This window comes from Embleya sp. NPDC055664, assembly GCF_053618075.1.
Window position 1 is genome coordinate 119,813 of the sequence record NZ_JBSHGZ010000012.1, and the last position, 21,206, is coordinate 141,018.

The following is a 21,206-nucleotide window of genomic DNA, read 5'->3' on the forward strand; positions in this document are numbered from 1 at the left end:
TCAGCGGTTTCCCGCCTGCTCGGCGATGTGCGTCATCAGCGCCCGTACGCCGTCCTCCCGGGACTGCGCGCTCTCCCCGTAGCCGAAGCCGTGGGTGAACTCGGCGTCGGGAAACAGGCGACCCATCCAGAGCGCGCAGTAGTGGCCGGGCATCAGGCAGGGTTCGAGTTCGCAGTAGACCCGCCGAACGTCCTCGGCGTCCACTCCCCCGGCCGCCAGCCGATACCACAGCAGTTCCTCCGGATGCGGCAGCCCCGGGCGCGACGACTCGGTCAGGATCTTCGGTTCGCCGCCGGCGTCCACGATCTCGAAGGCGGCCGAACTGCCGATGTTCAACGGGAGGCGCACGTCGTCCAGGACCCTGGGCCACCACGCCTCGCGCTCGACGAACGCGGCGGGATCGGCCGCCGTCAACGCCTCGCGCAGCTCCCGGTACAGCGGGAACCCCTCCATCGGCTCGTCCACGGCGGCGATCCGGGGCAACATCTGATCGAGCGTCAACAACCCTTCGGCGAACGCCTCCACACTGCTCGCCACGGCCATCGCGGGCAGGTCGACGCCGAGGAACAGGGCTCGCACCGACCCGTCGCCGGCGACGTACAGCTCCGCCCCCTGGTCGGTCCCGAGCCGAACCCGGTCCCGAAGCTCGGCATCGGGCAGCACCTCACCCACCGCGTCGGCGAACGCCCCCATGGTGAGCGGGTGTTCGTCCTCCGCGGCGATGAAGTACGCGCCGACCTGCACGGGCAGCGGCAGGCCGTCGAGGTCCGGCGACGCGTACGTGCGCAGCCCGTCCCGGCCGAAGCGCTGGTGGAGGGCGGCGGAGAGGTCGACGTTCATGGTGGTGCGGGTATCCTTCCCGATCGCTCGGCTCGATCGCTCAGCTCAGTGGATAGAGGCCGTCGGTGTACGACCCGAAATAAAAGACCCACAGGCTGTCCCCCTGATAGGGAAGCGGATCGTGTGGCTCGACCCGCGCTCGAATGGAGTCGGCCACGTGCGCGTATTCGTCGTTGCTCGGGCCCCGGGTTCCCGGTGCCGTGCGCGGGGTCTCCTGTTCCAGCAGGCACAACATGGTGCACAGCGAGGACAGGTCCCCGTTGATCGTGCAGTAGTCCGACCCGTCCTCGGGAAATGCGTGGATCCGGCCGGTCTCCAGGTGCAGGAAGACGTACCAGTACTGGATTCCGCCCAGCAGGAGTACCGGGCCGACGCCGTCCAGCTCGGGCAGGTCCACACCCTCGTCCGGATCGCCGAGATCCAGCAGCCGCGACGGTTGCGCGCCTTCCTCGCCGGCCAGCGCGGGGGCGATCTGGAACAGCCCCTGCGGCAGGCCCACGTCGCACAGGAAGTCCAGATCCTCGGCCCGACCCTCCACCTCGGCGAGTGCGGCGCGCGAGGCACGCACGACCCGTCGCTCGGGAAACGCCTCCAGGAGCCGGCCCCGGTCGATGTCGAAGATCATCCGTTACTCCAGCGTCGGCCTCAGGGATACCGGTACGTGTATACACCGGCGAGCGGACTCGTGTTGCCGGCCTGGTGCTGCTGCTCCAAGTCGAACATGTACAGGTTGAACGGACCGTTGCGGTCCGCCCCGTCGAGCCGACTCGAATCGAAGTCCGCGACGTGACCGACCTCCAGCGGGGAGCTGCGCCCCGGGCCGTTGAGATGCATGTCGACCCACAGGTCGCAGCCGGCCCCGCCGGTCCGCGGGAAAACCTGGCAGGGCGCACGTTCGGTATACAGCCGGGTCACGTCGTTCTGCATGCCGTTGTGCACCATCGGCAACCCGATCGCTCGTTCCGAGTGACCGCCGTTCTGGCCGCTGCTGCCCACCAGGATGAAGTCGCCGGCGGCTTGTCCGGAAGGGTCCCGATAGTACAGCGACGCATAGTTGTTCCCGCCGTAGTCGTTGCCCGCCCGGCGCACGTCCTCTACCGCCTGGGACAGATCCGTGGGGTGTTCCAGGCGCTGCGATTGCACGGGAGTGCGCGGACCGGCGCCGTCGTTGTTGTCCGCCTGCTCCTGCTTCGCGAACCGGTCGTATCTCCCCTTGCCACCCGGCACCGGGACCCGTTTCGGTTTTCCCTTGGGGGTGAGTTCGGGATTGCCGTCGTCGTCGGTCTTGATGTTGACCCTGATCGTGCCGTCCGGATTGAGCACCCGGTCGATGCCGCTGTTCGTGCCTCCGGGGGTGACCGGCACGAGTTGGCCGTTCACCAATTGGTGGACCCGGCCGTTCTCGTCGACGAAGTACACCGGGGTGCGGTTCGAGCCGGGCTTTTGCGCGGCGTTGCCCGACGGGCCCTTGCCGTCGCGCTCGGCGTCGCCGATCTTCTTCGGGTCGCCGTCGATGCGCTGCCCGAACTTCTTGAGGTTGGCCTCCTCGGTGGCGGCCGTCTTCTTGGCGCTGACCCGCACGTTCCCGGCGGTCTTGGCGACCGCCTGCTGGAGCGCCCCGCCGGCCCGGGAATGGCCGGTGGACAGCGGCTCGAAGACCTTGCCGAAGGTCTGGCCCAGGCTGTCCTTGTTCCAGAACGAACCCTTGGCCTGGAGTACGCCGCTCAACTTCGTGTGCGCGGCCTCGATCCGGGCGGCGGAGGCGTCGATGCCCCGGGCGCCGGACTCCACGTGTTCCGGCTTGTGGCTGAAGCCGTTGCCGCCCCTGGGCGGTGGTCCGGCGGGCGCGCCGGTCTTGGTGGTGGTGGTCGTCGGCGGGCCGCCGGGGGCGCCGCCGGTGTCGCCGCCGGGACGTTTGGGTGCCTTGGGCACGGTCGCGGTCGGCGCTCCGCCGCTCGGCTTGGTCGTGTCGTGGCCGATGCCCGAGGCGCCCGAATTGCCGCCTTTCGGGCCGGTCTTCGTCTTGCCCATCCCCGATCGCCTCCCCGTAGGACGTCGTGTGCGTACGACGTTCCGGGAGAAGGCGAACCGAGGTCGCCGAGGCCGACGCGAGGCGCGCCCGCCCGTTCGATGCGGGGCGACTCATTCGCGGCCGCCGCGCGCCACTGCCCCCGTAGTGATCGAACGACGCCGACCAACCTACGTTCGATGCGCGAGGGAACCAACCGGATTCGGGTCAAGTAATGGAAATCCTGGGGCAGTCGAGGGTGTTTCCGCACGGACGTGTCGGCCGATCGCGCCGGGTCTCGACCTCAACTGCGCTCTGCTGCCGCGCGGTTGGTCAGCACCAGGGTCGCCGCGACGGTGGCCGCGCCGATCAGGACGATCGCGAAAGTCGTGGTTCCGGTACGCAGGCCCACCGCGTCGCTCAGGTAGCCGACGGCGACCGGGAGCAGGCCGGCGGGCAGGTAACCGCCCATGTTCAGTGCCGCGTTGGCCTCGGCGGCGCGCTCGCGCGGGACATGCGTGCCGAGGAGGGTGAGGCCGCCGAGTTGGCCGAGGCCCTGACCGGCGCCGGCGAGGATCGCGGCCGTGATCAACAGGGGTGCGGACGCGAGGTCTACGGCGGCGATCAGCACGATCATGCCGGCGGCGATCGCGGCGGCCCCGGCGAGCAGCACCGTGCGAACCGCCCACCGGCGCACCGCGAACTGCACGCCGGTCGCGGCGGCGAACATCACGAACGCCGTGGAGCCCGCGACGATCCGGCTCGACGTGTCGAGGAGGTCGGCCAGGAGGGCGGGACCGAGCGAGAGCACGAACGAGGTGGCCGTGATGCCGGGCGCGAACACCGCGATACCAAGGAGCAGTTGGCCGCGATTCGCGGCGGGCACGGACGGCACGCGGAACCACCGGGCGGTGGCGGGCGCGGCGGCCGGTCGGGCGAGCGGCAACCGGTACACGACCACGAACGCCGTGGCGAGCAGCACCGCCTCGACCACGAACACGGTGGTGGTCGGCCCGGCCACGGTCTCGGACAACACGCCCGCGAGCATCGGCCCGAGCCCGGCGCCGAGCACCATCGCGGACGAGGCCGCCAACGCCCCGAGCCGCCGGTGCGTCGACCCGGCGACGTCGGCGACCGCGGCCATCCCGGCCGACACGGTCGCGCCGACGGCGATGCCGGTGAGCAGGCGCGCGACGACGAGCGCGGGCACCGAGGCGGCGGTGGCGAAGACGAGGCACGCGAGCGCGGCCAGAGCGAGGGCGGGCAACAGTACCGGCTTGCGGCCGATCCGGTCGGAGAGCGCGCCGGCGACGGTGAGCGCGCCGAGCAGGCCGACGATGTAGGCCGCGAAGATCACGGTCGACGTGCCGGAGGAGAAGCCGAGTTCGCGCCGCCAGACGACATAGAGCGGGGTCGCTGCGTTGGAGAGCACGAAGACGGCGGTCACCGGCCAGGCGGCGAGCCGGATCCGGGCGGGCGACACGGGCGGGGACGGGTACGGGGCGGAGGTGGGCGCGGTGGGCATCGGCGCATGGCGGACGTCGGTCGGTGACATGGAACCCCCAGGACACGGCTGTACGAATCGAGTCGTACTGACTGTACGAGTCGATTCGAACATGAAGTGCAGTACGATGCAACTCGTACAGCAGCGGCCGGCGCCGGCCGCCCATGGCGAGGAGAGATGCCCAGTGGCCCACAACGCGGTCGTCCGCCCGGTCCCCGACGACGCCCCCGAGCCACTGCCGGAGCCCGCGGTAGGGGAGTTGCGCCTCGAAGCGGTCATGGGCGCGCTGAGCACCCCGCTCCGGATGGGCATCGTGCGCACGCTGCTCCTGGACTCGACCGAGTTCGACCACACGTGCGGCTGGTTCGGCCTCGGCCAACCCAAGTCCTCGCTCACCCACCACTTCCGCGCCCTGCGCGAGGCCGGCCTGATCCGGCAGCGCCAGTACGGCCTGGAACGCCGCAGCCACGTCCGCGTCGACGACCTGGACCACCGCTTCCCGGGCCTGCTGGACCTGGTCGCCGAGTGGACACCCGCCCCCGAACCGACCGACGCCTGAGGACGGTTCCCGGACCGGGCCACGCCCTACAGGCGGTCGTACCAGCCCGGGTGGCTGTTGTGCAGGGCCGCGAGGGCCAGGAGTATCCGGCAGTCGGTGTGGCCCGGCGGCAACTCGTAGGAGTCCGTGGTGCCGACGCTGCCCAGGTATTCGAACACGCGCCTGCCGTCGTGGCGCCAGATGGTGCGCAGCGGCAACCTCGGTGCCTTGCCGCCCAGTACGGCCACGGCCATCATCAGCCCCCACAGCGGGGACAGCGCCCACCACGCGATCCAGCCGAACGTGGTTCCCTTGGCCGCGTGCAGCGTCGGCCCCTCGGCCGGGCGGATCGTCCAGGACGTGCGGCGCAGTCGACGGATGCTGCCCTGCTCGCGGTGCACCGTCGCCAGGTGCTCCCCGGCCGGTCCGGTGATGCTGTAGACCGCGTAGTCGGGCGCGGCGGAGTAGGTCCCCACCGCGGCGATCCGCTGTCGGCGGGCGCGGTCGGCCCACAGGACCAGATGCCGCGAGGGGGAGCTGCCCATGCCGTCGGTGGGCGCCGCGTCGATGTACGCGACGTCCTCGTAGTGCCGTTCGCCCTGCGGGCGGACCCGGACGATCGGGCCGACCCACGTATGGGCGGGCACGTCCCTGGCTTCATCAGCCTGGAGTGCGCGGCGTACCTCGATTGCGGCACCCGCGCCGGTGTGAAGCGCGACGGTCATGTGCGTCCAGAGTTCGGTAAACGGCCGGTCTGGACAGCAGGGTAGACAGCACGGAGGCCCCGTGGGGAACGTGGGAGCGAGAACCCCACCAAAGCGTGCACCGGTCGGGCGGAATGTCCGTCCGACCGGTGGGTCCGTGCCCATATCGGGCTCTGTGCAGGGGACTTACCGGCGCGGGGCGGCGAGTTCGGCGAAGTCCTCGCGGTGGTCCAGGACCCAGGCGCGGAAGCTGCGCCCGGGCCGGCCGGTGATCGCCTCGGTGGTGCCGGAGACGGGCTCGGGGTCGACGGCGTGCTGCCACAGGTCGAGAAGGGCGTTGGCGTAGCCCTCGTTCATGTGCCGGGTCAGCCCCGCCAGCGCCTCCTCGCGGCTCACCTCGGCGAACGGCAGCGCGTGGCCGAGGACATCGGACAGGATCGCGATCTGCTCGGCGAAGGACATCGATTCGGGGCCGTTGAGGTCCAGCGTTTCGCCGAGGTGGTCGCCGGACAGCAGCACGGCGGTGGCGACGTCGGCGATGTCGTCTTCGTGGATCGGGGCCAACTGGGCATCGGGATAAGGGAGTTGGATGCCGCCGGCGCCGAGCACCTGGTACTTCCAACCGATCGTGTTGCCGGCGAACGCGCCGGGGCGCAACACCGTGTACGGGAGGCCGGATTCGGCGACGGCGACCTCGACCGCGTGGTGGCTCGCGGCGAGCGGGTTGGCGGCGGGGTCGGGAGCGGCGGCGGCGGCCGAGGACAGCAGCACGATGTGCCGGACGCCGGCGGTGCGCGCGGCCGCCAGGAAGTCGGCGATGCCGGCCGCCTCGGCGTAGAGGAAGACGTTGTGCACGTCGCGCAGCGCGGCGGCGGCGTCGGCGGCGGGCTCGCGCAGCGACAGCCGAACGGCTTCGACGCCGGGGGGCGGGGCGAGGGCGGTCGGGTCGCTGCTCGCGATCCGGACGTCGCGGCCGGCGGCGAGAAGGCGGGTGACGACGCCGCGGGCGACACTGCCGCGGGCGCCGGTGACGAGGGTGGTCATGGTGATCGAAGTCCTTGCGTATGTATGGGGCCGCCGTGGCGCGTCGGCCAGGGGCCCGCGCAATCCGAGCGAACGATGTTCGTTACGAACAACGTACGTTCCGAACAGTGTTCCGTCAAGGCGTTATGCTCGGACCATGTCGAACCCTCCCGGCGCACCTCGACGGTCCGCCCCCGCCGCCCCGGTCAGCCGCCGCACCCGCCCGGCCAAGGCCGCACTCAGCGCCGACGCGCTCGTGTCCGCCGCGCTCGCGATCCTGGACGCGGACGGGCTGGACGCGGTGACCATGCGGCGGGTCGCCCAGGCGCTCGACACGGGCGCGGCGTCGCTGTACGTCTATGTGGCGAACCGGGACGAACTACTGGCGCTGGTCTACGACCGGGTGGTGGGCGAGATCCCGCTGCCCGCCGTCGGGCCGGTCGGCGCGCCGGTGCCGCACTGGCGGGCGGAGCTGACCACGCTGATCGGCAACGCCGTGACCGTCCTCGGCGACCGGCGCGGCATCGCGTCGGTGGCCCTGGGCGACGTCCCGACCGGCCCCAACGCCCTGGCTCTCGCCGACACGATCCTGGCCCTGCTGGCCGGCGCGGACATCGACGACCTCACCCGCTCGCTCGCCCTGGACCTGATCAACCTGTACATCACCGCCGCCGCGACCGAACAGTCCGCCTACGCCGCCAAGGGCGAACGGGGCCAAACGGAGGAGAGCGCGGTGGCCGAAATGAACGAAACCTTCGCCCGCCTGTCCGCGACCGAATACCCCCACCTGGTCGCCATGCGCCCCACCCTCACCGAAGGCTCCGGCGACGAACGCGACGCGTGGGCCATCGAGGTCTTGCTCAACGGCATCCTCACCACCCCCGCCCGCCCACCCCGATCCCCCTGACCCCAACCCCCGCCGCGGGCCGATCCCCGGCAGGGCCGGCGTCGTCGTTCAGGCCACCCGAAACGACATGTCGCCGATGTCGACGGTGACGTCGAGCCGCCCACCCAGCGCGGCCGCATACGAGCGCAGCGTCTCCAGTTCCATGGCCTCCGGGTCACCGGTCTCGATCTGGGACACGCGCGCCTGGGAAACCCCGAGGACCGCCGCCACCTCGGCCTGCGTTCGTCCCAGGGACTTGCGGAGTTCCTTCAGGTGGAAGCCGACGACATAGGCGTCCGGTTCCACCCGGGCCCGCGACCGCACCCCGGGATCGGCCAGGTCCGGGTCGACGCGGTGGGCATCGGCCTTGACGTCCTGCCGGCGCCGTGCGGGACTCATGATCGCTGCTCCTTCTGTTCCTCGCGGTACTCCTGATACCGAGCCTCCGCGAGCGGAATCGCTTCCTCGTACCACCTGACCATCGACCTGCGTCGAATATAACCCCGGGCTTATATTTGCCGAAGCGAAGGATCCGACTCCGGGGGAGGTTGCCGGGGGCGTGAGGAGGGCCACCTGGCTGGGTGGTGTCGTGGCGGCTATTCGGGTGGGCAGATCATCACAATGACCCTCATGGAAGATCTGGCCGAACCCGTGGCCCCGGCTCCACGTTCTCGACCCGTCGGCGGCGCCGATCGCACTGCCGCCGAGGTGGAGAAGTTGCGTGGGGTGCGGCGGATGAAGGTGATCGCCACCGGGTTTCTGGTGTTCGCCGTCGTGTTGTTCGTATTGGCGCGGTGGGCCGAGGCTCGGGGGGCCGGGGCGTGGGCCGGGTACGTACAGGCGGCGGCGGAGGCCGGGATGGTCGGCGCGATGGCCGACTGGTTCGCGGTGACCGCGCTGTTCCGGCGCCCGCTCGGGCTGCCGATCCCGCACACCGCGATCATCCCGACCCGCAAGGACGCCCTCGGGCGCAATCTCGGCGAGTTCGTCGGCGAGAACTTCCTCTCCGACGCGGTGGTGCGGCAACGCCTGGCCCGCATGGACGTCTCCCGACGCGCCGGCACCTGGCTGGCCGCCCCCGGGCACGCCGAACGGGTCACCGAACAGCTGGGCGCGCTCGCCCGCGCCGCGCTGACCGTGCTGCGCGACGAGGACGTGCAGAACGTGTTCGGCCAGGCGATCACCCGTCGGGTCTCCGCCCAGGCCGTCGCCCAGCCGATCGGCGAACTGCTCGACCGGCTCGTGCGCGACGGCGCCCACCACGGCCTGGTCGATCTGGTGGCGACCAAGGCGCACGACTGGCTGGAGACGCATCGCGAGGCCGTGCTGCGCGTGGTCAGCGAGGAGTCCCCCGGCTGGTCCCCGCGTTTCCTGGACCGCCAGATCGCCAACAAGGTGCACCGCGAACTCGTGCGCTTCGCGGGCGCGGTACGCGACGACCCGGAGCACACCGCCCGACTCGCGGTGGACACCTTCCTCGCCGACGTGGCCCGCGACCTCCAGCACGACCCGGCGATGATCGCCCAGATAGAGCGGCTGCGCGACCGCACCATCGCGCACCCGGCCGTACAGGACCTGATCGCGTCGGTGTGGGGTGCCGCGCGCGCGATGCTGGTCGAGGCCACCGAGGACCCCGACAGCGCGCTGCGCAACCGGGCGACCGACGCGATCCGCTCCCTGGCTACCCGGCTCGCCGAGGACCCGCGCGTGCGCGACAAGGCCGATCGCTGGATCGAGCAGGCCGCCGCCTACGTGGTGACCACCTACCGTGACGAGATCACCGCGCTGATCACCGACACCGTCGGCGCCTGGGATCCCAAGGAGACCAGCCGCAAGATCGAGATCAACGTCGGCCGCGACCTCCAGTTCATCCGGATCAACGGCACCGTCGTCGGCGCGCTGGTCGGCCTGCTGATCCACACCCTCACCCAGGTGCTCGGCTGAACCGACCCCGACGACGCCGGCCGCCGCAGTCAGCTGCTCGGCCGCGCCGACTCCGACAACTCCTCCGCCCGCGCCTTGGCCGCCCGCAGGTCCACCTTGCCCGCCGCCGTGCGCGGGATCGACTCGACGAAGTGGATGCGCTTGGGCGTCTTGTAGCCGGCGATCCGGGTCCGGGCGTGCGCAGTGATCGCCTCCGCCCCCGGGTCGGCGCCCTCGCGCAGCACCACGAGCGCGGTTACCGCCTGGCCGAAGCGCGGGTCGGGAACACCCACCACGACGGCGTCGAACACGTCCGCGTGCGACTTCAGCGCGTCCTCGACCTCGTCCGGGTACACCTTCTCGCCGCCGGTGTTGATGGTCGCGCTGCCCCGCCCGAGCAGCAGGATGCTGCCGTCCTTGTCCAGCTGCGCGTAGTCGCCCGGCAACACCCACCGCCGCCCGTTCGCGTCCCGCACGAACGTGGCGCGCGTCTTCTCGTCGTCGCCGTGATACCCGAGCGGGATGTGCCCGCCGACGGCCAGGCGGCCCACGTCGCCCGAGCCCGGCTCGACCGGCACCAGGCGATCGTCGAGGACCGTCGTGGTCTCCGAGGAGGCGAACCGGGTGGCCGTGCCCGGCGCGCCGGTCTGCCGCATGGCGGCGCCGGTCTCCGACGCGCCGAAGCTGTCGATCACGAACATCCCGGCCTGTTCGAGCGCGGTCCGCACCGCCGCGCTCATCGGCGCCCCGCCGTTGCTGATCGCCTTGAGTGCGGACAGGTCGTAGGTGTCGGGGTTGGCCGCCAGCCAGTCCGCGAGGGGCCGGCCCATGCCGTCGCCGACCACGGCCATCGACAGCGCCTTTTCCCGCGACGCCAGCGCCATCACCGCGTCCGCCTCGAAGGCGCGCCCGGTCCACATCAGGAACGTGTTGCCCATGTAGAAGGTGTTCCACATCGACCACTGCCCGCCGCCGTGCATCATCGGCGCCAGGCCGAGCGTGGTCATACCGGCCGACTCGCGCACCGTCTCCGCGAGTTCGCCCGGCGTGCGCAGCTTCGGCCGGGCGCCGCGCCCGGCCTGGAGGGCGGCGAAGAAGATGTCCTCGCCGCGCCACAGCACACACTTGGGCATCCCGGTGGTGCCGCCGGTGTACAGGCCGTACAGGTCGTCGTCGCTGCGCGCGCCGAAGCCGCGCGCGGGCGAGGCCGCGGCGAGCGCGTCCTCGTAGCCCACGGTGCCCTCGGCCGGCTCGGTCGAGCCGTCCTCCAGGATCACCACGTGCCGCAGCGTCGGGAAGTCGGCCCGGATCGCCGCGGTCGCGCCGGCGAACGAGCGCTCGGCGATCACCGCGACCATGCCCGAGTTCTCGTACAGGTAGCGCAGTTCGGCCTCGACGTAGCGGTAGTTGATGTTGATCGGCACCGCCCGCGCCTTGTGGCAGCCGATCATCGCCTCGACCCACTCCGCGCGGTTCCACGCGTGGATCCCGACGAAGTCCCCGGGCTCGATCCCGGCCCCGAGCAGGTGGTGCGCGACCCGGTTGGCCCGCTCGTCCAGTTGACGGTATGTCAGGCGTACCTCGCCCGCGATCATCGCGGTGCGGTCGGGGATCGCGTCCACCACGATCTCGAACAGGTCGGCGAGGTTGAACGACGGGCTGACGGGCGTCATGGTCGGCTCCCACGGCGGATGTACGGATGCTCCCGACGCCGGGGATCCGGGGCCGAGGCAGGGATCCCATCCGGTCGGAAGCAGGGTCGGGCCAACTTACCCTTGACTCGATCAAAAGAATAGCCGCGCCATGATCCGGCAAAGCACTGTCGGAACCCGCCCGCACGGCGGTACTTTCTCGCCACGAAGGCCCGGCATATGTCCCCGAACAGCCGGTTGCTCCATACTTGCGCGGCCACGCCCGACCCACGACCGAACTCCGGGGGGAGACATGCGCGTTTGGGTGGCAGATACGAATTGCTGGAGTCGGTCGGGCACGGCGGGATGGGCGTGGTCCGGCGCGGCGTCGACCGCGAGCTGGGCCGCACCGTCGCGGTCAAGGTGTTGCCCGTCGAGCTGACCCGGCAGCAGGAGTTCCGGGACCGGTTCCGGCGCGAGGCACGCACCGTCGCCGGGTTGTCCCACCCGGGCGTCGCGACGCTGTACGACGTCGGCGAGGACACCACCGGCGCCGAGCCGATCCCCTTCCTGGTGATGGAGTTCGTCGACGGTCGCACGCCGGCCGAAGCCCTGCGCGAGGGCCCGCTGCCGATCGGCCGCACCGTCTCGATCGCACACGACATCGCCGACGCGCTCGTGCACAGTCACGGCCACGGCGTGGTGCACCGCGACCTGAAGCCCGCCAACATCATGCTCACCTCGACGGGCGGGGTGAAGGTGCTCGACTTCGGCATCGCCAAGGTGCTCGCCGAGACCACCACCCGGCTGACCGCGACCGGGATGACCGTGGGCACTCCCGCGTACCTGTCCCCGGAGCAGATCGAGGGGCGCGACGTCGACGCCCGCACCGACCTGTACTCGCTCGGCGCGCTCGTCTACGAACTGCTCACCGGCCGGCCGCCGTTTCTGGCCGATTCGCCGTTCGCGGTGATGCACCAGCACCTGTCCAAGCCGCCGACCCCGCCGTCGGCGATGCGCCCGCAGGTGCCCGAGGAGCTGGACGCGGTGGTGTTGCGGCTGCCGGCCAAGCACCCCGACGAGAGGTTCCCGACCGCGAGTCGGCTGCGCACGGCGCCGGAGGAGGTCCGGAGCCGGTCGGCCGCGAGCGGGCCCGCTCCCGACACCGCCCACAACCCGAACGCCGACCGGCAGCCGGGTCGAGGCCCCAATCCGGTCGTGACCACCGGCACCGGCCATCCGTCGCCGACCCCGATGTCGTCGCCGGCGCCGATGCGGGGCCGGCCGCCCGACCCGGGACCGCCGCGTCCGCCCGACCCGGGACCGCCGCGTCCGCCCGACCCGGGACCGCCGCCCCCCTTCGACTTCAGCCCGCCGCCCTGGCGGCCCGATCTCCCGCCGTCCGTCGGCTCCGCACCACAGCGCTCCGGCGGCCCCTGGGCGGTCCGCTTCCGGCTCGGCGCCGACGGCCTGCTCGCCGTCGCGGGCGGCGCGATGCTCGCGGCCGCGTGGCTGAGCGCCCGACCGGACGGATTCAAGGGGTTCAACCACCTGTGTCTGGCCTCGGCGGTGCTCGCCGCGGTCGCGCTGCTGTGGTCGGCGCGGCTGGCGGTGGTACTGGTGTGGGGGCCGCTCGCGGTGTTGGTCGCGGCCCTGTTCGCGCCGGGTTACCGCCACATCTACCGACGGCAGGCCTTCTCCGCCTACGGCGACTCCGACCGGTGGAGCGCGAACGACCTGGCCGCCGAGGAGTTCACCGCCATCGTGCCGTTCGCGCTGCTCGCCCTGGTCTTCCTGGTCGCGTTCCTGCGGCGGCGGGACACCCCCGCCCTGTACATCGCGGCGTTCTGGCTGTTCGCGGCCCTGACCGGCTGGTCGTGCACGTCGCTGACCAACGGCAAACCGATGATCACCCTGTGGGTCGTGCTCGCCCTGCCGGCCTCGATCGAACCGGCCCGCGAGGTGCGCTCCCGGCGCCCGGCCGCGACATCGCCGAAATTTTCCGATCGATCGACGCAACCCGCGTGACCGCACACGCGTCGAGATGATGAGGACCCGCCGGGGGATTGCCGTCCCTGACCCGGCGGGCCCGTTTCATGCCGAAGTTTTCCGATGGCACATCACGTGCCCTTGAACTCCGGGGTCTTCTTCTCCGCGAAGGCTCGCGGACCGATCTTGGCGTCGTCGCTCATGAATACCCGCATTCCGATCTGCGACTCCAGCTTGAACGCATCTTCCTCGGTCAACTGGTCGGTTTCACGCAGAACGCGCAGGACCGCCTGAACGGCGAGCGGACCGTTGGCGGCGATCTGGTGGGCGATCTCCTTCGCCTTCTCCAACGCGCCGCCGTCGGGTACGACATGCCCGATCAGACCGAGCTCCTTGGCTTCGGGCGCCTTGATGTGGCGGCCCGTCAACAGCAGGTCGGCGGCGACAGTGTACGGAATCTGCCGGCGCAGGCGCACCGCCGACCCGCCGAGCGGGAAAAGACCCCAGCGCACCTCGGAAACCCCGAAGCGGGCCGACTCGCCGGCCACCCGGATGTCGGTGGCCTGGAGGATCTCGGTGCCGCCCGCGATGGCCGGGCCCTCGATGGCGGCGATCAACGGCTTGGTGAGGGTGAAGCCCTTGAGACACCACTTCATCACGGACATGTCCATGGCCGGCCTGCCCTCGCCGCCCTTGAACGCGTCGCCGGGCGCGCGCCGGCTCATCGCCTTCAGGTCGGCGCCCGCGCAGAACGCGCCGCCGGCGCCGGTGAGGATGGCCACCCGGATCTCTGGGTTGGCGTTCACCTCGTCCCAGGCGGCCTCCAGGATCTCGACCATCTCGCCGGTGACCGCGTTGCGGGCCTCGGGGCGGTTCATCGTGATGACCAGGACGGGGCCGTCCCGCTCGACCAGGGCGTGCGGTTCGCTCATGTCTGTTCGTCTCCAGAAGATCCGGGAATCACGGGATGCGGCGCCGGCGCGACCGCACCTGGGTGGGCTGCTCGGTCGAGCCGGTCAGGCGAACTCCCCCGCCGGCGTGGCCGCGAAGCCGGCGCCGATCCGCAGCGCCTGCTCGGTGGCGCCGCCGAGGGAGAGTTCGAGCTGTTTGGCGTGGTTGAAGTAGCGGTGCACGAAGTGCTCCTCGGCCACGCCCATCCCGCCGTGCACATGCACCGCGGCGTGCGCGACCCGGTGACCGCCGTCGGCCGCCCAGAACTTCGCGGTCGCGATCGCCTCGGCGGAATCCAGGCCCTCGGCCACCCGCCAGGCCGCCTGCCAGGTGGTCAGCCGGATCGCCTCGACGTCGATGTATGCGTCGGCGAGCCGGTGCCCCACCGCCTGGAAGGAGCCGATCGGCCGCTTGAACTGGACCCGCTCGCTCGCGTACTTCGCGGTCTCGCGCATCGCCTTCTCGGTCACCCCGAGCTGGGTCGCGCACAACGCGAGTGTGGCCAACTCGCGCAGGTTCACCGCCGCGTCGGGGCCGGCGAGCGCGGTGCCTACGGCCCGCTCCAGGGTGACCAGGCCCGCGATCTCCTTGGCCGTGGTCAGCTGGGCCTCGATCCGCACGCCGGGCGCCTTCGGGTCGACCAGGAACACCCCCGCGTGGCCGTCGCCGAGGTCCGCGGACACCAGGATCAGGTCGGCGACGGTCGCCGCCGGCACCCCGGTCTTGACCCCGTCGAGGTGCCAGACCCCGTCCGTGCACACCGCCTTCGTCGCGGGCGCGGCGCCGTCTCGGCCGTACGGCTCGGCGAGCGCATAGGTCAGGATCCGCGAACCGTCCACCGCGCCCGGCAGCCAGGCCGCCTTCTGCTCGTCGGTGCCCATCCGGCTCAGCAGCGACGCGGCGACCACGATCGAGGGCCCGAACGGCACCGGTGCGAGCGTGCGGCCGATCTGTTCCAGGATCAGACACTGCTCGAACACGCCGTAGCCGGAGCCGCCGAACTCCTCCGGCAGGCCGATCCCGAGCAGGTTGGCCTTGGCCAGCTCCGCCCACAACTCGCGGTCCAGGCGCGGCGCGCCGTCCTGCTCGACCCGCTTGTCCAGCGCGGTCAGCGCCTCGTGGGTGACCCGCTCACCGAGGATTCGCCCCGCCAGGCCCACCAGGTCCTGCTGTTCTTCCGTGTAACCGAAGTCCATTTCACCTGTCCTTGTCAGCGTGGTGACGGCGGGTCAGCGCGGCGGCCGGGGCAGCCCGAGGCCCAGCATCGCGATCATGTCGCGCTGTACCTCGTTGGTGCCGCCACCGAAGGTGAGGATGAGCGCCGTGCGGTGCATCTTCTCCAGCCGGCCGCGCAACACCGCGCCCGGCGAGTCCTGCTGGAGGTAGGCGTCCTCGCCCAGGCACTCCATCAGCAACCGGTAGGCCTCGGTGGCGAATTCGGTACCGAAGATCTTGGTCGCCGAGGCATCCGACGGACCGACCTTGGCACCGTGGTCGACCGCCCAGGCGATCTTCCAGTTGACCAGCTTGAGGAACTCCACCTTGGCGTGCACCCGGCCGAGGTTGGCCTGGACGTGCTCCCGGTCGATCACGCGCGAGCCGTCCGGCAACACCGCCCGCTCGGCCCAGCGCCGGGTCTCGTGCAGCGCGAGCTGGACGCCCGCGGCCGAACACAGCGCCACCCGCTCGCGGTTGAGCTGCCCGGTGATCAGCTTCCAGCCGCCGTTGAGTTCGCCGACCATGGCCGACGCGGGCACCCGGACGTTCTCGTAGAAGGTCTGCGAGGTGGTCTGGCCGCCCATGGTCTTGATCGGGGTCCAGGAGAAGCCCTCGGCGTCGGTGGGCACCAGGAACATGGTCAGCCCCTTGTGCCGGGGCGCGTCCGGGTCGGTACGCGCGGCCAACCACACGTAGTCGGCGACGTGGATCAGCGAGGTCCACATCTTCTGCCCGTTGATGATCCAGTCGTCGCCGTCGCGGACCGCCTTGGTGGTCAGCGCGGCGAGGTCGGTGCCCGCGCCCGGCTCGGAATAGCCGATCGAGAAGTGCATGTCGCCGGCGAGGATCTTCGGCAGGAAGAAGTCGCGCTGCTCCTGCGTGCCGTACTCCATCAGGGTCGGGCCGACCGTGTTGATGGTCAAGAACGGCACCGCGGCCCCGGCCAGGGTGGCCTCGTCGGTGAAGATCAGCTGTTCGAGCATGGTGCGGTCCTGGCCGCCGTACTCCTTGGGCCAGCCGATGCCCAGCCAGCCGTCCTCGCCCATGCGCTTGACGACGCGGCAGTACGCGCCGTCCTTGCCCATCAGGCTGGTCTCGCCCGCGGCCTGCTCGGCCCGGATCTCGGGCGTCATGATCCGCGCGAAGTATTCGCGCAGTTCCCGTCGCAGGTCCTCCTGCTCGGGTGTGTAGGCGATGTGCACGTGGTCTCCCTGATAGCCGTGGACCTGGTTGGCCGTGGACCTTGCCGGCCGTGGACGCTGTCTGTCGGTCGCGGGACGCGGGGTCGAGGACCCCGGGCGGTCGCCGGGTTCACCCCCGGGGCAGGCCCAGGATGCGTTCGGCGACGACGTTGAGCTGGATCTCCCGGGTGCCGCCGCCGAGCAGGACCGCGGGCAGCGAGAGATAGTCGGTGAGCGGTTCGCCGGCGGGGCCGTCGAGGTGTGTGCCGCCGGGTCCGAACCGCTCCAGGCGCGCGGTGACCACGGCCCGCTGGTGCTCGGTGACCGCGAGCTTGAGCACACTGGAGGCGGCGCCCGGGTTGAGCCCGGACAGGCGCTGCAGGGTCGAGCGCAGGGTGAGGGCGCGCAGCGCGAAGTTCTCCGCCGCGAAGGCGCCGAGCCGGGCGAGCGGCGCGGGGTCGGCGGCGGGAGCGTCGGCGGCGGAGGCGTCTCCCGCGAGGTCGGCGACCAGCTTGCCGAACGCCTGCATGCCCGGACCGCCGGCGATCATCACCCGCTCGTTGGCCAGCGTCGTGCGGGCGATCCGCCAGCCCCCGTTCACCTCGCCGATCACCTGGTCGTCGGGGACGAACACGTCGTCCAGGTAGACCTCGTTGAACTCGGACCGGCCGTTGGCCTGCTTGAGCGGCCGCACGTCGATCCCGGGCGTGGCCATGTCCACCACGAAGTACGTGATGCCCTTGTGCTTGGCCGCGTCCGGGTCGGTGCGGGCCAGGCAGATGCCGAAGTGCGCCTCGTGCGCCTTGGAGTTCCACACCTTCTGGCCGTTCAGCTGCCAGCCGCCGTCGACCTTGGTGGCCCGGGTGGCCAGCGCCGCGAGGTCGGAGCCGGCGCCGGGTTCGCTGAACAGCTGGCACCAGACGATGTCGCCGCGCAGGGTGGCCGGCACGTACGCGTCGCGCTGCGCCTCGGTGCCGTGCGCCATGATCGTGGGCAGCGCGAACTCGCCGATGACGGTGCTCGGCGGGGTCAGCCCGATTCGGGCGAACTCCTGCTGGATGACCACCTGTTGGGCCGGGTCGGCGGCGATCCCGTAGGGCCTGGGGTAGTGCGGCGAGACGTAGCCGAGTTCGGCGAGGCGCTGCCGGCGGGCGGGCTCGGGCAGCACGTTCGCCGCCGCCAGGTTCGCCGCCACCTCGGCCCGGAAGGCGCCCGTGTCGCCCTCGTCGAGTTCGAGGTCGAAGCGCCGGGTGGGGCCGCCCGCGAGCGCGGCGCGGCCGAGCCGTGCGGTCCACTCCCCCGCCGGGCCGAGCCACTGGCCGAGGAAGATCGCCCGGCGCCAGTACAGGTGGATGTCGTGTTCCCAGGTGAAGCCGATGCCACCGAGCATGGTGATGCAGTCGAGCGCCACCTCGCGGGCCAGGGGCAGGCAGAGCACGGCGGCCTCGGCGGCGGCCAGGGCGAGTTGTTCGTCCGCGTCGGGGGCGGTGTCGTCGGCGGCCCGGGCCGCGTCCCAGGCGGCGGCGCCCGCGAGTTCGAGCCGGGTGAACAGGGTGGCGGCCTTGTGCTTGATCGCCTGGAACGAGCCGACCGCGACGCCGAACTGCTCGCGGATCTTGACGTAGGCGAGCGCGGTCTCGAAACACCAGCGGGCCACCCCGACGGCCTCGGCGGCGGCCAGCACGGCGGCGAGTTCGCGCACCCGGGCGGTGGTGACGCCGGGCAGGACCTGGGACGCGGTGATCTCCAGGCCGTTCGCGCGTACCCGGGCCACGCCGCGGGCCAGGTCGAGCGGGCCGAGCGCGGTGACCTCGACGGCCGCGCCGGGCTCGACCACGAACCAGATCTCCTCGTCCCGGGCCGGGTCGGCGTCGCTCCGGGCGCCGAGCAGCAGGTAGGTCGCGCCGATCGCGCCCGGGATGGGCTCGACGGCGCCGTGGATCTCCCAGCCGACCTTGGTGGCGCGCGCGGTCAGGCCCGGTACGACGGCGACGGCGCCGCGGGCGCCCTCGGCGAACGCGGGCAGCAGCGCCTTGGCCGGTTCGGGGCCGGCGTGGCGGGCCAGCACGGCGCTGGTGAGCACGCTGGGCAGGTACGGGCCGGGCAGCAGGCCGCGGCCGGTCTCCTCGACGGCGACGGCCAGTTCGAGCAGCCCGGCGCCCGCGCCGCCGTACTCCTCGGGCAGGTGCACGGCGGTCAGGCCCTGGCCGACCAGCGCGGCCCAGCAGTCCGGGAGCGCGCCGGCGGACAGGTGCTCGGCGGCGCGGCGGGTGCTCTCGATCGAGGCGTGGCGAGCGACGAAACCGGCTACCGATTCCGCGAACGCCTGATGCTCGGTGGCGAATCCGATCGGCACTGTGTACTCCCTCACCAATACTTGTCTCGATCAAGTAAGCAGACAGGCTACCTGACTGGATCCTGGGTGGCCAGATCCGCGCGGCCGGGCGGCCGACGGCGCACGGCGGGCGGGCGCGGGTGCGCCGGGGTTCAGTTCGGGCGGGTGGACGGCAGGCCCAGCTTGCGGTGGTCCCAGGAGACGATCCGGTCCGGGACGACCTTGATCACCACACGCTTGTTCAGCATCATCTCCACGGCCGGGCGCAGTTCCTCGGTGTACGGCGCCGCGTAGCGGCTGAACACGCTCACCCCCAGCTCCCAGATCCGCTCCGGCTCCTCGACCACCTCGGCTCTGCCGACGATGGACACCCCGCGCAGTTCCTCGTAGTACTCGCCGGCCTCGACCAGGCAGGTGATGGTCGGATTGCGCCGCACGTTCAGCACCTTCTGCGCGCGGGCCTTGCTCTCCAGGGCGACGTCGCCCTCCAGGAAGCCGTACCACATGCCGATCGAGTGGATGCTGCCGTCGGCGTTGAGCGTGGACATCGTCATCGAGTGCCGCCCGGCCAGGAACGCGGCGACCTCCTCGTCCGTCATCCGGACCCGGTCCCGCTGCTTGACGCCGTGGCCCATGTGCTCGCCCATACCGCACTCCCCTTTTGATTGCCTGGGTCAACCATTTGTACACTGCCACGCCCCGGGCTCGATTGACAGACCGTCAGTTTTGCCATCACGCAGGCCCGGAACGATGATTGACACTGCGTCAGGTCCTGCCTAGCGTCGGCGCCATGACCCGAACCGACGACTCCGAGGTCCCCGACTACCCGGCCCGGTTCCGGCTCGACGGGCGCGGCGTCGTGCTGCTCGGGGCGGGCCAGGGCATCGGCCGGCAGACCGCACACGCCCTCGCCCAGTGCGGCGCCCGGGTGTTCGCCGTGGACCGCGACCCGGACCTGGCCGACGACATCGCCGGCGAGGTCGACGGCATCGCCTGGTCCGGCGACGCCACCTCCCGCACCGATGCCACACGCATGTGGGCCGACGTCGAGGCGCGCCTGGGCCGGGCCCACGCGATCGTCGACATCATCGGCATGAGCCGCTACGCCGACCTGCTCTCGATCACCGACGAGGACTGGGCCTGGCACCAGGACGTGGTGCTGCGCCACGCCCTGCTCGCCCTGCAACTGGGCGGCGCGCACCTGGCCGCGCACGGCGGCGGCGCGATCACCTTCGTCGCCTCGGTGTCCGGCCTCACCGGCGCCCCGATGCACGCGGCCTACGGCGCGGCCAAGGCGGGCCTGATCTCCCTGGTCCGCTCCGCCGCCGTCGAACTGGGCCCACACGGAGTCCGCGTCAACGCGGTGGCCCCCGGCGTCGTCTGGACCCCAAGAGTCTCCGCCTACCTCGGCGAACCGGGCCGCAAGGCCAACACCGCCAACGCCCCCCTCGACGACGTGGCCCTCCCCGCCGACATAGCCGGCCCCCTCCTCTTCCTCACCACCGACCTGTCCCGCTACCTCAGCGGCCAGGTCCTCACCGTCGACGGCGCGGTAAGCGCCAAATTCCCCTACCCATTGCCCGACATGGACACCGCCCCGCACTGACCGAGGCGCATTCACTCTTATGGCTGAACCACGCGCCCGCCGAGAGGGACATCGGTCCAGGTCACACGCAAACTGCGCACATTCGACCAGACAAAAACAAGCGCCACACGCATCCGGATGGAAATACGCTCTTCTCGATTCCGTATATATCACCGGGAGCGAGAACGATGGCCAAAACCCTCATCGATGTCGATGAAAACGCTCTGGCAGAAGCCGCTCGGATACTGGGTACGACAACCAAACGAGACACGATCAATGGCGCCCTGCGCTCGGTGGGTGACCGAAGTCGACGTCTGGCGGCTCTGGAAGGCATGCGCAAGATGGTGGCGGAGGGATGCTTCGACTTCTCCGTCCTGGGCTACCCCGACAAGTCTCCCGCAGCCAAGGTCGGGACGGAAGTGACAGAGCCGTGAGTCAGGAGCTCTACCTGATCGACACTTCCGCTCTTGTTCGATACTTCCGCAGGCAGGTCGCCCGACGCTGGGACGACCTGATCGGCGCCGGACGGGTCGGCCTGTGTGAACCCATCCGCCTCGAATACCTCCGCGCGGTCGGCCACATGGCAGATTTCCATCAAGCCGACCACTTCCTCACGGAAATGTTCCCCTACTACGTCGTTCCCGATTCGGTTTGGTCCGACAGCGCCGACCTGCAAAGAGACTTGGCCGGACCGAGCTGGCACAGAGGTGCGAGCTTCGCGGACTTCGCTGTCGCCGTAACGGCACGTCACCACGGATTGACGTTGTTGCACCTCGACCGCGACTTCGAGGTCATCGCCAAGGTCACCGGGCAGCCGGTTCGGCGCATCGACGCCCGCTGAGTCGTACCTGAGAGGATGCGGGGAGGTGAAGACGGTAGTGAGTCGTGGA

The 21,206-nt window shown here is 71.1% G+C and carries 20 protein-coding genes; 7 read left to right on the plus strand and 13 right to left on the minus strand.

Annotation, left to right across the window (positions count from 1 at the left end; genetic code table 11):
* From ACWGR4_RS21555 to ACWGR4_RS21570, 4 genes are all read right to left on the minus strand, one after another.
* Window positions 1-840, minus strand: a complete 840-nt coding sequence (locus ACWGR4_RS21555) for a nucleic acid/nucleotide deaminase domain-containing protein (protein WP_380008366.1) — start codon at window positions 838-840, stop codon at window positions 1-3.
* Window positions 841-880: 40 nt separating this feature from the next.
* Window positions 881-1,465 (minus strand): SUKH-4 family immunity protein, encoded by a 585-nt coding sequence (locus tag ACWGR4_RS21560; protein WP_452131382.1) that lies wholly within the window; start codon window positions 1,463-1,465, stop codon window positions 881-883.
* A 20-nt stretch (window positions 1,466-1,485) separates the two neighbouring features.
* Entirely contained in the window at window positions 1,486-2,871 is a 1,386-nt protein-coding gene (locus tag ACWGR4_RS21565; protein WP_452131381.1) for a hypothetical protein, read from the minus strand.
* Between the two features lie 281 nt (window positions 2,872-3,152).
* A complete protein-coding gene (locus ACWGR4_RS21570) occupies window positions 3,153-4,403 on the minus strand; it encodes an MFS transporter (RefSeq protein ID WP_452131380.1) in 1,251 nt (416 codons plus the stop codon).
* 133 nt (window positions 4,404-4,536) lie between these two features.
* Between ACWGR4_RS21570 and ACWGR4_RS21575 the strand changes: the two genes are divergently transcribed.
* Window positions 4,537-4,911, plus strand: coding sequence for an ArsR family transcriptional regulator (locus ACWGR4_RS21575; RefSeq protein WP_452131379.1), 375 nt, complete (start codon window positions 4,537-4,539; stop codon window positions 4,909-4,911).
* Window positions 4,912-4,937: 26 nt separating this feature from the next.
* On the opposite strand, the gene ACWGR4_RS21580 is transcribed toward ACWGR4_RS21575, so the two are convergent.
* Together ACWGR4_RS21580 and ACWGR4_RS21585 are read right to left on the minus strand one after the other, a co-directional pair.
* On the minus strand, window positions 4,938-5,615 hold the full coding sequence (locus tag ACWGR4_RS21580; protein ID WP_380008381.1) for a hypothetical protein: 678 nt from the start codon (window positions 5,613-5,615) through the stop codon (window positions 4,938-4,940).
* A gap of 165 nt (window positions 5,616-5,780) precedes the next feature.
* The gene (locus ACWGR4_RS21585; protein ID WP_452131378.1) at window positions 5,781-6,638 is read right to left on the minus strand and encodes an SDR family oxidoreductase; all 858 of its coding nucleotides are present in this window, start codon (window positions 6,636-6,638) and stop codon (window positions 5,781-5,783) included.
* 136 nt (window positions 6,639-6,774) lie between these two features.
* On the opposite strand from ACWGR4_RS21585, the gene ACWGR4_RS21590 reads away from it, so the two are divergent.
* Entirely contained in the window at window positions 6,775-7,524 is a 750-nt protein-coding gene (locus ACWGR4_RS21590) for a TetR/AcrR family transcriptional regulator (RefSeq protein WP_452131377.1), read from the plus strand.
* Window positions 7,525-7,572: 48 nt separating this feature from the next.
* Here the strand turns inward: ACWGR4_RS21590 and ACWGR4_RS21595 are convergent, their stop codons facing one another.
* On the minus strand, window positions 7,573-7,902 hold the full coding sequence (locus ACWGR4_RS21595; protein ID WP_452131376.1) for a helix-turn-helix domain-containing protein: 330 nt from the start codon (window positions 7,900-7,902) through the stop codon (window positions 7,573-7,575).
* 231 nt (window positions 7,903-8,133) lie between these two features.
* Between ACWGR4_RS21595 and ACWGR4_RS21600 the strand changes: the two genes are divergently transcribed.
* Complete coding sequence (locus tag ACWGR4_RS21600; protein ID WP_380008396.1) at window positions 8,134-9,447, plus strand: DUF445 domain-containing protein; 1,314 nt, start codon at window positions 8,134-8,136, stop codon at window positions 9,445-9,447.
* 29 nt (window positions 9,448-9,476) lie between these two features.
* On the opposite strand, the gene ACWGR4_RS21605 is transcribed toward ACWGR4_RS21600, so the two are convergent.
* Complete coding sequence (locus ACWGR4_RS21605) at window positions 9,477-11,099, minus strand: acyl-CoA synthetase (RefSeq protein ID WP_380008399.1); 1,623 nt, start codon at window positions 11,097-11,099, stop codon at window positions 9,477-9,479.
* Window positions 11,100-11,378: 279 nt separating this feature from the next.
* Here ACWGR4_RS21605 and ACWGR4_RS21610 point away from each other — a divergent pair, with 279 nt between their 5' ends.
* Window positions 11,379-13,085 carry a protein kinase domain-containing protein gene (locus tag ACWGR4_RS21610; protein WP_452131375.1) on the plus strand — a complete coding sequence of 569 codons (1,707 nt, stop codon included), beginning with the start codon at window positions 11,379-11,381 and terminating at the stop codon, window positions 13,083-13,085.
* Window positions 13,086-13,177: 92 nt separating this feature from the next.
* On the opposite strand, the gene ACWGR4_RS21615 is transcribed toward ACWGR4_RS21610, so the two are convergent.
* From ACWGR4_RS21615 to ACWGR4_RS21635, 5 genes are all read right to left on the minus strand, one after another.
* The gene (locus ACWGR4_RS21615; protein WP_380008408.1) at window positions 13,178-13,978 is read right to left on the minus strand and encodes a crotonase/enoyl-CoA hydratase family protein; all 801 of its coding nucleotides are present in this window, start codon (window positions 13,976-13,978) and stop codon (window positions 13,178-13,180) included.
* An 84-nt stretch (window positions 13,979-14,062) separates the two neighbouring features.
* Window positions 14,063-15,193 (minus strand): acyl-CoA dehydrogenase family protein, encoded by a 1,131-nt coding sequence (locus tag ACWGR4_RS21620; RefSeq protein ID WP_452131374.1) that lies wholly within the window; start codon window positions 15,191-15,193, stop codon window positions 14,063-14,065.
* Between the two features lie 33 nt (window positions 15,194-15,226).
* Entirely contained in the window at window positions 15,227-16,417 is a 1,191-nt protein-coding gene (locus ACWGR4_RS21625) for an acyl-CoA dehydrogenase family protein (protein WP_452131373.1), read from the minus strand.
* 109 nt (window positions 16,418-16,526) lie between these two features.
* Window positions 16,527-18,752 (minus strand): acyl-CoA dehydrogenase, encoded by a 2,226-nt coding sequence (locus ACWGR4_RS21630; protein ID WP_452131372.1) that lies wholly within the window; start codon window positions 18,750-18,752, stop codon window positions 16,527-16,529.
* Window positions 18,753-18,883: 131 nt separating this feature from the next.
* Window positions 18,884-19,378: a pyridoxamine 5'-phosphate oxidase family protein gene (locus ACWGR4_RS21635; protein WP_380008420.1), complete on the minus strand. Its 495-nt coding sequence runs from the start codon at window positions 19,376-19,378 to the stop codon at window positions 18,884-18,886.
* 143 nt (window positions 19,379-19,521) lie between these two features.
* Between ACWGR4_RS21635 and ACWGR4_RS21640 the strand changes: the two genes are divergently transcribed.
* From ACWGR4_RS21640 to ACWGR4_RS21650, 3 genes are all read left to right on the plus strand, one after another.
* Window positions 19,522-20,337: an SDR family NAD(P)-dependent oxidoreductase gene (locus tag ACWGR4_RS21640; protein ID WP_452131371.1), complete on the plus strand. Its 816-nt coding sequence runs from the start codon at window positions 19,522-19,524 to the stop codon at window positions 20,335-20,337.
* 167 nt (window positions 20,338-20,504) lie between these two features.
* Window positions 20,505-20,750 carry a type II toxin-antitoxin system VapB family antitoxin gene (locus ACWGR4_RS21645; RefSeq protein ID WP_452131370.1) on the plus strand — a complete coding sequence of 82 codons (246 nt, stop codon included), beginning with the start codon at window positions 20,505-20,507 and terminating at the stop codon, window positions 20,748-20,750.
* Window positions 20,747-21,157, plus strand: coding sequence for a PIN domain-containing protein (locus ACWGR4_RS21650; RefSeq protein ID WP_452131369.1), 411 nt, complete (start codon window positions 20,747-20,749; stop codon window positions 21,155-21,157). Before ACWGR4_RS21645 ends, ACWGR4_RS21650 begins: the two co-directional genes overlap by 4 nt.
* The last annotated feature ends 49 nt before the right edge of the window (window positions 21,158-21,206 follow it).

Coding starts and splice junctions, on each gene's coding strand:
- ACWGR4_RS21555 (WP_380008366.1), bottom strand. CDS start 840: ATGAACGTCGACCTCTCCGCCGCCCTCCACCAGCGCTTCGGCCGGGAC.
- ACWGR4_RS21560 (WP_452131382.1), bottom strand. CDS start 1,465: ATGATCTTCGACATCGACCGGGGCCGGCTCCTGGAGGCGTTTCCCGAG.
- ACWGR4_RS21565 (WP_452131381.1), bottom strand. CDS start 2,871: ATGGGCAAGACGAAGACCGGCCCGAAAGGCGGCAATTCGGGCGCCTCG.
- ACWGR4_RS21570 (WP_452131380.1), bottom strand. CDS start 4,403: ATGTCACCGACCGACGTCCGCCATGCGCCGATGCCCACCGCGCCCACC.
- ACWGR4_RS21580 (WP_380008381.1), bottom strand. CDS start 5,615: ATGACCGTCGCGCTTCACACCGGCGCGGGTGCCGCAATCGAGGTACGC.
- ACWGR4_RS21585 (WP_452131378.1), bottom strand. CDS start 6,638: ATGACCACCCTCGTCACCGGCGCCCGCGGCAGTGTCGCCCGCGGCGTC.
- ACWGR4_RS21590 (WP_452131377.1), top strand. CDS start 6,775: ATGTCGAACCCTCCCGGCGCACCTCGACGGTCCGCCCCCGCCGCCCCG.
- ACWGR4_RS21595 (WP_452131376.1), bottom strand. CDS start 7,902: ATGAGTCCCGCACGGCGCCGGCAGGACGTCAAGGCCGATGCCCACCGC.
- ACWGR4_RS21600 (WP_380008396.1), top strand. CDS start 8,134: ATGGAAGATCTGGCCGAACCCGTGGCCCCGGCTCCACGTTCTCGACCC.
- ACWGR4_RS21605 (WP_380008399.1), bottom strand. CDS start 11,099: ATGACGCCCGTCAGCCCGTCGTTCAACCTCGCCGACCTGTTCGAGATC.
- ACWGR4_RS21615 (WP_380008408.1), bottom strand. CDS start 13,978: ATGAGCGAACCGCACGCCCTGGTCGAGCGGGACGGCCCCGTCCTGGTC.
- ACWGR4_RS21620 (WP_452131374.1), bottom strand. CDS start 15,193: ATGGACTTCGGTTACACGGAAGAACAGCAGGACCTGGTGGGCCTGGCG.
- ACWGR4_RS21635 (WP_380008420.1), bottom strand. CDS start 19,378: ATGGGCGAGCACATGGGCCACGGCGTCAAGCAGCGGGACCGGGTCCGG.
- ACWGR4_RS21640 (WP_452131371.1), top strand. CDS start 19,522: ATGACCCGAACCGACGACTCCGAGGTCCCCGACTACCCGGCCCGGTTC.
- ACWGR4_RS21645 (WP_452131370.1), top strand. CDS start 20,505: ATGGCCAAAACCCTCATCGATGTCGATGAAAACGCTCTGGCAGAAGCC.